This is a genomic window from Microseira wollei NIES-4236 (genome assembly GCF_020521235.1).
Lineage (GTDB): Bacteria > Cyanobacteriota > Cyanobacteriia > Cyanobacteriales > Aerosakkonemataceae > Microseira > Microseira wollei.
Map to the genome: position 1 here is coordinate 1 of NZ_BLAY01000252.1, position 10,376 is coordinate 10,376.

The following is a 10,376-nucleotide window of genomic DNA, read 5'->3' on the forward strand; positions in this document are numbered from 1 at the left end:
GCATCCTGCCCTTCTTGCTTGTGGGATGGGCATCCTGCCCTTCTTGCTTGTGGGATGGGCATCCTGCCCTTCTTGCTTGTGGGATGGGCATCCTGCCCTTCTTGCTTGTGGGATGGGCATCCTGCCCTTCTTGCTTGTGGGATGGGCATCCTGCCCGTCCGATCTATTTTGGCCAAATATTTATGATGTGAAAAATGGTGCGTTACACTGCGTTAACGCACCCTACAGATAGAGGTGCTAATACTTAAAACTAAAAGCGGCAACTGCCAAACAACCCCATCCAATCAAAAATGCTGCACCGCCGATGGGGGCAATTGCGCCTAGCCATTTGATACCGGATAAACTGATGGTATATAAGCTACCGGAAAACATCGCAATTCCGGCGATAAAGGCAAATCCTGCTGCGGTGAGAAATGGCGGTGGTGTCTCGACGCGAGTTAATAGCAAGGCGACTAATAATAGGGCTAGGGCATGATACATTTGATAACGAGCGGCGGTTTCAAAAATTTCGATTGCCCGTTCGGTGAGTTTTTCTTTTAAAGCGTGGGAAGCGAAGGCGCCAGCGGCGACGGCTATACCTGCTAGGATGGATGCGATCGCCATAAAAATCTGAGTCATACAATTCGGTTTCCTAAAGGTGAAAGCGATAGTTCACATCTCCATTTTCGGTCACTTCAAAACTCCCCTGGAATTCCTTAGCCTTTTGATCGAGATATTGCTTTGCTTCCTTTCCTGGTAGCTGCGCCTCCATTGCAAAGCGCAAGACTGTAATTTGCCCGTTGCCTTGTTCAATCAGACGATAAAAAATAGACTGGAGGTTAAGCTGAGCTTCTTTTTCAGCTTTTCGCGCTATTCCCCTGAATATCCATGCACCCCATCCAGTTAAGGGTACGCCAACGAGAAGGCAAGAAAAAGCTTGTTCTCTCCTCTCTTGTGGCGTAATTTCAGAGTTAAACGGCGCATAAACTCCAGCTATTATGCAAAGTCCGCCAAATCCTACAAGTAAAGTCGCAGCTACCTTTTTGAACAGCATAATCCCGGCCTATTCAGTATTGCCGCGATCTTAGCCCAACTTGCGAGTCGCTTCCAATAGGCGCGAGAAATAAAAGCGGGTACTCGTCATCCCCTGGCGTTTGATAGTAAAACCATTGTTTTGCAGAATTTTGATAATATCCGCTTCCCGGTGTAGATAGGCGCGAGTCGCTTTGCTTGGACCTGGAAAGAAATCGCCGATTTTTTTCAGTAAACTGTAAGCCAAGGTCTTAGGCGCAAAACTCAGAATCAGGCGAGACTCTGCCAAAGATGCGAGATGGGAAATCATCAGGGCGGCTTTTTCTTGGGGATAATGGATCAGAACGTCCAGACAAACTACCGTATCGTAGCGACCGCTGAGAGTTTCTAAATCCTGCACCGCAAAGGTAGGATTATCCCCATTACCCAAGGTTTTTTTCGCTCTTTCCTTCGCTTCTCCCACCATTTTTTCGGAGATATCGCTGGCGTAAACTTTAGCACCAGCTTCAGCGAGGGGAATACTGAGACTGCCGACGCCGCATCCGGCATCGCAGATTGATAGTCCTGCTAGATTACCATCGGATTTTAGCCACTCGATTAACGTATCGACTGTCTGTTGATGTCCTTGGCGGATATCTAACTGGACTTTGTTTACCTCGCCGTCGCCGTAGATGCGCCGCCAGCGGTCAAATCCGATAGCGTTGAAGTATTCTCGAACAATTGTTTTATCGTCAACTGCGTTCATAACTTTGGATTTTGCTGCACTGTTCCCAACGTTTCAATTTACCATTGTCCGCGCTCTGTGAGGCATCCAAATTCAGCCCGCACCACTCGCTGTTGCGATAACTACATTTGACATCGCGTACAATCCCTCAGAGAACCCCGGAGTCATAAAGATAATCATCAAGGCAAAAAATCCAAATGGGCTATCTTTTAGCGGTTTTAAGGCTGGGAAAATTTCGCTAAATACGTGAAATCCATCGAGGGGGGGAATGGGCAGTAAATTGAAGATAAACAAGCTTAAGTTAATACTCGCACCTATGTAAAGAAATTGATAACTTAAAATTCCATCTATTGGAGGTATAGAGGACAATTTGAGCATAATAATAAACAAGAATGCTAAACCCAGATTTAGCAATGGCCCTGCGGCGGAGACTAAAATATTTCCCCATTTGGGAGAGCGAAATTTAGCTGGATTGACGGGCATTTGCCCCCAGCAAATCCCGCCAATACAAAGAAAAATAATCGACTCCCAACCCATGTGAACGACTGGATTAAGCGTCATGTGACCAGTTTTTTTGGGTGTATCGTCTCCTTGGCTTAAAGCCGCCCAGCCATGAGCGAGTTCGTGGAGGCTGATGGAGAGGATCAGAATTAAAACTATCCTAAAAAACAGGAGGGTATTTGTAGCAAGGGTTTGAATAAACATCGCGCTGACTGGGTTTTCTTAATAATTACAGAATCCCCAATAGCTACAACCCAGGCATCGGTAATTCCCGAAAGTTACTTGTTCAGGCTTAATTTTTGCAACCGCTGCCAGGTGAGTGAGGATGTGGTTTTTTCCCAATGCCAGCGTAACAGTCGATTGGCGGGTTGACCCAGGTAATCGCAGTTTGTTTTGTCTTTCTTGGTTGGGATTTCGTGACTGCGTTCGCTTCGATCTATCATTAGTCCAATCGCGCGTCTCGGTGCAACTGTTGCCAGCGCGATCGCTTCTTCCACTTGGCAAATTCCCCATTTGACTAAATTCTGCACGCCTACCAACAGCGGTAGCGTAGTTCCCGCTAGGGTACCGTTGGGCAACCTCGCCGTGCCATTTTTTACCTCAATCTTGCGGTTATCCCAAGGGTAAATACCATCCGGTAACCCCAAGGGTGCAAGGGCGTCGCTGACTAAGAAAACACAACCCCCCGAGGTTCGGGGGGCATGGGGGGATCTGCTAATCCGCAACAGCAAATCTAACATGATCGGACAAACATGCTCTCCATCCGCTATTAACCCGCACCGCACATCCCGATGCACCAAAGCAGCACCTAACAACCCTGGTTCCCGATGGTGCAATGGCGGCATAGCATTAAAAGCATGGGTCACCATCCTCGCCCCCAACTCAAACGCTTGTTGCGCTTGTGCAGCAGTTGCCATCGAGTGACCTAAACTAACCGTAATCCCAAGCGATCGCAAATAAGGTATTACCTCCCCCGTCGAGTCCAACTCCGGTGCTAAAGTCATAACTTTCACCATCTCGGCGTAATCTCCCAAAACCCGCTTGACATTATCAATCGTTAGTGGTAATAAAAATTCAGCCGGATGCGCCCCTCGCTTTTGGGGATTGAGAAATGGACCTTCTAAATGCACCCCCAGTATCTTCGCCGCCGATGAATCTTCTGGCTGCTTGGCGGCGAAATCAGCCAAAACGGCTAAACTTTGCTGAATTTTCTGCACCGAACTGGTAACTAGAGTTGGTAAAAATCCATCTACGCCCCGTTGCCAGAGAAATTGGCAAATTTCGGGCAATTTATCGGCATTTTTAGGAGTTAGGTCTGGAAATGGCCAACCCAGCGCCCCGTTAATCTGTAAATCCACACCACCAAGTGAAATCCAATCCCCCGCTACATTTAATCCTTTGAGGTCGGTCGGCGCAACTCGTTTGCTAACGGTATCCATCGGCAGAATTTCCTTAATTCTGCCCATCCGATCGACCAAGATCATCTGCAAGCCTTCGTAACCTAACAGGCGAGCATTGAAAATATCAAGATCAAGAGTCATTTGCGATAAATCATTCATCCTTTGTCAGAATATCTAAGGATTGACCAATTACACTTCACCAATGACCAATTACCCATTAGTCGGTATTATTATGGGCAGCGATTCCGACTTGCCTACGATGAAGGAAGCGATCGCTATCCTGGAAGAATTCCAAATCCCCTGGGAAGTCGCCATCGTCTCTGCCCACCGCACCCCGGAACTTATGGTAGAATATGCCCAATCTGCCCATCAGCGCGGCTTAAAAGTGATTATCGCGGGTGCTGGCGGCGCTGCCCACCTTCCCGGTATGGTTGCATCTCTCACCCCCTTGCCAGTGATTGGCGTACCCGTTCCCAGCCGTCACCTACAAGGCATTGATTCCCTCTATTCCATTGTCCAAATGCCTGCCGGAATACCCGTTGCCACCGTCGCCATTGGCAATGCCAAAAATGCCGGGTTGTTAGCAGTACAGATTTTGGCTTCTCACCAACCAGAATTACTAGAGCGGGTGCAACAATATCGTCAAAGCTTAACCCAATCCGTAATGGATAAGCAAGCTCGTCTTTCCCAGTTGGGTTATCAGCAATACTTAGCCGAGATGCCCTAAAAAAATCTGTATTTTTAGCACTTAGCCCTGGTAAAAACTGTATCTTAACCTACAGTTTTTTATTCCCCGCAGAAATTAATTTATTTTGACATGGCGCTACAATGGCTAACATTTAAACCAGCATAATTATTGAACGATTGCTTGCTTATTTGTTAGGTTGTGTCGTAAATTACCTTTCAACAGCCAAAACTCGCTATCGTGGCAATAATTGAGTGGCTGTGGTATAGAACAAAAATTTAGATTTGGAGCCAAAGTAGCTTCAATCTAAACGCAATTGACTGCTGAGTTTAATTGAGGCATTAGCGGCTTTACCCAAAAGTCGTTGAGAGTCGTTTGAAGCAAAAGAACCCAGGACGCGAGTATGTCTTATAGAACAAGAAAGAGAAACTGGAAAATACCGAAAAAATCCCTAATTTCGAGTAGCTTGAAATTTATCGGGCGGCTGTCTCCCACTTGGCAAGCTTGCTTCCCCATCGCCTTTTTAATTGTGCTGGCGTGGAGTTATGCCGGAATGGCGCAAGATGCGCCTACCCTAGAAAGCGTCGCCCAAGCGCAAAGAGATTTGAAAGTCGGCTTGGACACCATGTGGGTGATGATTACAGCCATGTTGGTGTTCTTTATGAATGCTGGTTTCTGTATGTTGGAAACCGGGTTATGCCGCCAGAAAAATGCCGTCAACGTTCTCGCCAAAAACTTAATTGTATTTGCCCTTTCAACCATTGCTTTTTGGGCGATTGGTTTTGGTTTGATGTTCAGCAATGGCAATGACTTCTTAGGCACCAGCGGCGGATTTTTCCTTACAGGAGAAGATAATAGCCCTGCAACAGGAACAGCTTATAAAGGCATTTTCAGCGCCCTTAACTGGACGGGCGTACCCCTGCTGGCAAAATTCTTTTTCCAACTGGTATTTGCCGGAACCGCAGCGACAATAGTTTCTGGTGCAGTAGCAGAAAGGATTAAATTTGTTGACTTTTTAATCTTTAGCGTCTTGCTGGTGGGAATTGCTTACCCGATTACGGGACACTGGATTTGGGGCGGTGGTTGGCTGCAAGATATGGGCTTCTGGGATTTTGCCGGTTCAACGGTAGTTCACTCGGTGGGGGGTTGGGCAGCTTTGATGGGTGCGGCATTTTTAGGCCCCCGTTTGGGTAAATACCAAAATGGTGAAAGCGTAGCCATGCCCGGTCACAATATGAGCATTGCTACCTTGGGCTGTTTAATTCTGTGGTTGGGTTGGTTTGGTTTCAACCCCGGTTCTACAATGGCAGCAGATCCAGGCGCGATCGCTCACATTGCCATCACCACCAACACCGCCGGTGCCTTTGGCGCTTTGGCTTCCACTATTACAGCTTGGCTATATCTCGGCAAACCCGACCTTTCGATGATTATTAACGGCATTTTGGCTGGTTTAGTCGGGATTACAGCTTCCTGTGCCTGGGTTTCCGTTAGTAATTCTGCGATTATCGGGGTTGTCGCGGGAATTCTAGTGGTCTTCGCCGTCACCTTCATTGATCGACTCAAAATTGACGACCCAGTCGGCGCCATCTCGGTTCACCTCGTCTGCGGCATCTGGGGAACCTTGGCAGTTGGTTTGTTTGCCGTCGGTCCCGGTCCCTATCCTTGGATGGTTGGTCTTGACGGTAAACCAGTTGGCCCCCACGGATTATTCGCCGGTGGCGGCTTGACCAGCTTAATTCCTCAAATTGTCGGCATTCTCTCGGTGGGAGGGATGACAGTTCTCCTCAGTAGCATCTTCTGGTATGTGCTAAAATCGACCCTCGGTATCCGCGTTTCCCCGGAGGAGGAATTCGTCGGCTTGGATGTTGGCGAACACGGCATGGAAGCTTACAGCGGTTTCCTCAAAGAAGCAGGCGCTGGCGGCATGTCTGGCAGTTCCGGCGGTTTTCCTAGCAAACATAAGGGGATGAACGGCTGATTTCTCTGGCAAAAACCAGCTAAAATCGCCTATTTCAGCGGTTAATACCTGCTGTTTTTGACAAATTAGACTCAAGTTTACCCGCTAGGAACACAAAAGGCGGGTATTTTTTGCCATCTTTTCTTAGTAGGAGCTTCAGCGCCGTCCTGCAAATCACATTACCAGAAAAATTTTGCCTAATTTAACCTTAATTTTAGAAAGCGACTCTTTTACCAAAAATATCAATGGGGAAGCGGATTTTATAATATTTTTTTAAGATTAAATGTATAGATAAATACAGTAAGGTAAATTACCGAGAAGTTGAATGAAAGTCATTCGCCCAACTCGTTTGTCTTGAAGGAACAGAGCAGGTGTTAAGAAAAGTTTTAGTTGCAGGCATAATCGCGCTGTGTCTGCTAGGCGGTATCGTGTCGGGCAATGTATTTGCCCAAGATGCATCGCCCACTGTCAGTCCAGCACCCGGACTGAATGCGCCAACAACTATTTCCCCCTCACCAGGGGCAACGTTAAGTCCCGCCCCAGGACTGACTGCACCCACAACGGTGGCACCAGAGGCAACGTTAAATCCCGCCCCAGGACTGACTGGCCCGACGGGGGTTTCCCCCTCACCAGAGGCAACGTTAAGTCCCGCCCCAGGACTGACTAGTCCGACGGGGGTGTCGCCGTTACCAGAGGCAACGTTAAGTCCAACACCCGGAGTAACCGTACCCGATTCTACAGCACCATCCGGGTTGCAAAGTCCGGCTCCGGGAGGGGTGATAACCCCCGCGCCAATTGCGCCCCCCGATGCGTCGCGTCAAGAAGCGTCTCCGGCAGCGGTAGAAGCGCCTAAGATCGATACGGGTGATACGGCTTGGATGTTGATATCGTCAGCACTGGTGTTGTTGATGACACCGGGGCTGGCGTTTTTCTACGGAGGATTGGTGCGCTCGCGCAACGTCCTCAACACGATGATGATGAGCTTGCTGCTGATGGCACTCGTCGGCGTCACTTGGACGCTTTGGGGTTACAGCCTTGCCTTCGACGTCACCAAAGACAGCCTCAAAGACAACTTTGCTCAAGGTATAGAACAATTCATTGGCGGCTTGGACTGGTTGTTTTTGAACAACGTTTCCGCTGACCAACCCGACCCCATCGGTTATGCGGGAACAGTTCCCCACCAAGTCTTCATGGTCTACCAGATGATGTTCGCCATCATCACCCCAGCCTTGATTTCGGGTGCAATTGTCGAGCGGATCAGTTTTAAAGCATACTTCTGGTTTATGCTGCTCTGGTCTAGCTTTATCTATTCTCCCTTGGCGCACTGGGTTTGGGGCAAAGGCTGGATTGGCGCATTAGGTGCGCTGGACTTTGCGGGCGGAACAGTCGTACACATCAGTTCCGGCGTCTCCGCAGTCGTTGCTGTGTTGATGATCGGACCCCGCAAAACCTACCCAGATCGACCCGCCGCACCCCATAACGTACCTTACGTTCTACTCGGTATCGGGTTGCTGTGGTTTGGTTGGTTTGGCTTTAACGGCGGTAGCGCCTTAGCAGCAGGCGGCTTGGCAACGGTTGCATTTGTCACCACGATGATTTCGACTGCTGCTGGTGGGTTAACCTGGATGATTGTGGAATGGGTGCTCAGAGGTAAGCCAACCGCAGTGGGAATTGCTAGCGGTTTCTTGGGAGGATTGGTAGGCATTACCCCCGCCGCCGGATACGTCACGCCAGTTGGTGCAATTCTCATCGGTTCGATTACCTCTGTTTGCTGTTTCTATGCCGTCAGCTTGCGGGCAAAGCTACAGTTTGACGACTCTTTGGATACCTTTGGCGTCCACGGCACGGGTGGAACGATAGGCGCCTTGCTGACCGGGATTTTTGCCACCAAAGCCGTTAACTCGGCAGGAGACAATGGCTTGCTGTTCGGCAATCCGGCTCAATTGTGGGAACAATTTGTTGGTGTGATAGCGACATATATTTTTGCCGCAGCTGGCACCTTTGTCATCTTGAAAATTTTAGGGCTGTTTATGCCCTTGCGCGTGAAACCAATCGTCGAAGAACAAGGACTCGATATCAACGAACACGGCGAAGAAGGTTACGGCGAAGAATTTGCTTCCGGTTTAAGTTTTACCAACATGCGCGAATAGCCTGCATCTGCTGCCAAAGTCTTAAAGTTGAAAAGCGATCGCAACATCAGTCCGCAACTCTCCCCAAACTGGGAATCGAGAATTGCGGACGCATATTATAAAGATGCAAAATCAAAAAGCAGATCGTTTCTCATCCGATCCCAACCGTGTGAAATACAATCGCCGGTATCATCGCTCGAAAACCCTTCCTAATTGGGCGTATCTATCCTTAGTTGCCAACGCTTTACTGATGTTGACAGTCATCCTGCTACTGAAAGATTACTCGTCCCCCATCGATTTTCCCATCAGCGCATCAACCGCTCAACAGAGTTTAGCGCGGGAAACACCCAACTTCCCATCTGGATTGGGGCCGCGCCACCAGCTGACTTACAATCGATGGATGGCGATTATGAAGCAGGAAGCCAATGCAGCCGCCCAAAACCAACCTGAGCATTTAACTATCTTGGCTGGGGATTCTTTGAGTATGTGGTTTCCCACGGATTTATTACCCAAGGACAAAACCTGGCTAAATCAAGGAATTTCCGGGGAAACTACGGCAGGTTTGTTAAAGCGGTTAAAACTATTTGACCGCACTCAGCCAGAAACGATTTTTGTCATGATTGGCATTAACGACCTGATTCGCGGGTATGACGACGATAATATTTTGTCGAATCAGCGGTTAATCATCCAGCGATTGCGACGCCACCATCCAGAAGCCCAAATTGTCGTGCAGTCGATTTTACCCCACGGCGGTGAAGAAACAACTTGGGAAGGACGCTCACGCTTACTCGCCATTCCCAACAGTCGCATTCAGGTTCTTAACGAGAAATTGGCAGCGATCGCATCCGAAGAAGGCATACAATATTTAGACCTATATCCCCTCTTCAGCGACGAACAGGGTAACCTGCGCCCAGAATTGACTACCGATGGATTGCACCTCTCGCGCCAAGGTTATTTAGTTTGGCAATCTGCACTGATGCTATTCGATCGGTTAAAACCCCCGGAAAACGCGCCTAAAGAAACCGGGTTTCTGCGTTTTCAGAGAAACCCGGTTTCTTTACGCAACTTCTCTACACGTAGGGTGCGTCCTGAGCGGTGTACGGCACCATGTCCACCGATCTTACCGTCCCGACTTCCGATGCGATGAATCGCTAGAAAGTCGCTTCCGGTAGCGCACCAGGATTGTCATTACCCGATCCGAATTGGGTACTGGCGTCAAGCGACTCCACTCATCAGGTTGAGCAAATCCCATGACGTAGAAATTGCGGATTTCTTGCATCACTAGCTCGCGGGAACCGATAATCATAAAATCCACGGCTTCCCGTTCCGGTTCAAAGGCGTCAGAATTTGGACGTGCAGATCCGGTAGAGTCGGACAAAAACTCTTCTGCCATGATATATTCTCCTAGTTTTTGGCTTGGAAATCCAAAAAATCTAGCCACCCCGCAGGCAGCGCAAAGCAGGGTGGCTACAGAGAAATGTTAAAATTCTCCATTAGCCTCCATACTGCTCTTACAGTTTGGGGGTCAAGCTGTCCATTGCTGTTTCCGCAGCATTGGGCAGCGATACTAGATTTTTGGCTGGACAAGGGTTACTGTCGTTGAACTCGAGCAACCTTAAAGAGAGACAATAGCCCGATTGGGGACAACTGTCAAGATACCCGTAACGTTGCTTTACCAAAATTTAGGGTTGGCAGCTTTGGGGCACGGCAATCATCAAATTTAGAATTGTACAGACAATTTCGCATGTTCCCTACCGACAATGTGGGAGCGCAACCGGGTTTGCCACGTAGGGACACGGCAACGATCAAATTAGATTTCTACAGAAAATTTCCCATGCCGTGTCCCTACCGACAATGTGGGAGCGCAACCGGGTTTGCCACGTAGGGACACGGCAACGATCAAATTAGATTTCTACAGAAAATTTCCCATGCCGTGTCCCTACCGACAATGTGGGAGCGCAACCGGGTT

10 protein-coding genes are annotated in these 10,376 nt (G+C 48.7%); 4 read left to right on the forward strand and 6 right to left on the reverse strand.

Features of this window, described 5'->3' with window-relative positions:
• Positions 1–237 precede the first annotated feature (237 nt).
• The 5 genes from MiSe_RS44290 to nagA form a co-directional block, all read right to left on the reverse strand.
• Positions 238–618: a DUF423 domain-containing protein gene (locus tag MiSe_RS44290; protein WP_226592908.1), complete on the reverse strand. Its 381-nt coding sequence runs from the start codon at positions 616–618 to the stop codon at positions 238–240.
• A gap of 13 nt (positions 619–631) precedes the next feature.
• Positions 632–1,033, reverse strand: coding sequence for a hypothetical protein (locus MiSe_RS44295; RefSeq protein ID WP_226592910.1), 402 nt, complete (start codon positions 1,031–1,033; stop codon positions 632–634).
• Positions 1,034–1,063: 30 nt separating this feature from the next.
• Positions 1,064–1,756, reverse strand: a complete 693-nt coding sequence (gene bchM, locus MiSe_RS44300; protein ID WP_226592912.1) for a magnesium protoporphyrin IX methyltransferase — start codon at positions 1,754–1,756, stop codon at positions 1,064–1,066.
• Positions 1,757–1,828: 72 nt separating this feature from the next.
• Positions 1,829–2,440, reverse strand: coding sequence for a site-2 protease family protein (locus MiSe_RS44305; protein WP_226592913.1), 612 nt, complete (start codon positions 2,438–2,440; stop codon positions 1,829–1,831).
• A 74-nt stretch (positions 2,441–2,514) separates the two neighbouring features.
• Complete coding sequence (nagA, locus tag MiSe_RS44310) at positions 2,515–3,777, reverse strand: N-acetylglucosamine-6-phosphate deacetylase (protein WP_226592915.1); 1,263 nt, start codon at positions 3,775–3,777, stop codon at positions 2,515–2,517.
• A gap of 61 nt (positions 3,778–3,838) precedes the next feature.
• On the opposite strand from nagA, the gene purE reads away from it, so the two are divergent.
• The 4 genes from purE (at position 3,839) to MiSe_RS44330 (ending at position 9,554) form a co-directional block, all read left to right on the forward strand.
• The gene (gene purE, locus MiSe_RS44315; RefSeq protein WP_226592917.1) at positions 3,839–4,363 is read left to right on the forward strand and encodes a 5-(carboxyamino)imidazole ribonucleotide mutase; all 525 of its coding nucleotides are present in this window, start codon (positions 3,839–3,841) and stop codon (positions 4,361–4,363) included.
• A 361-nt stretch (positions 4,364–4,724) separates the two neighbouring features.
• Positions 4,725–6,299: an ammonium transporter gene (locus MiSe_RS44320; protein WP_226592919.1), complete on the forward strand. Its 1,575-nt coding sequence runs from the start codon at positions 4,725–4,727 to the stop codon at positions 6,297–6,299.
• 773 nt (positions 6,300–7,072) lie between these two features.
• Positions 7,073–8,428 carry an ammonium transporter gene (locus MiSe_RS44325; protein WP_444980629.1) on the forward strand — a complete coding sequence of 452 codons (1,356 nt, stop codon included), beginning with the start codon at positions 7,073–7,075 and terminating at the stop codon, positions 8,426–8,428.
• Positions 8,429–8,531: 103 nt separating this feature from the next.
• The gene (locus MiSe_RS44330) at positions 8,532–9,554 is read left to right on the forward strand and encodes an SGNH/GDSL hydrolase family protein (RefSeq protein ID WP_307731656.1); all 1,023 of its coding nucleotides are present in this window, start codon (positions 8,532–8,534) and stop codon (positions 9,552–9,554) included.
• On the opposite strand, the gene MiSe_RS44335 is transcribed toward MiSe_RS44330, so the two are convergent.
• A complete protein-coding gene (locus MiSe_RS44335; RefSeq protein ID WP_226592922.1) occupies positions 9,528–9,800 on the reverse strand; it encodes a hypothetical protein in 273 nt (90 codons plus the stop codon). The genes MiSe_RS44330 and MiSe_RS44335 overlap by 27 nt on opposite strands.
• Positions 9,801–10,376: the final 576 nt, after the last annotated feature.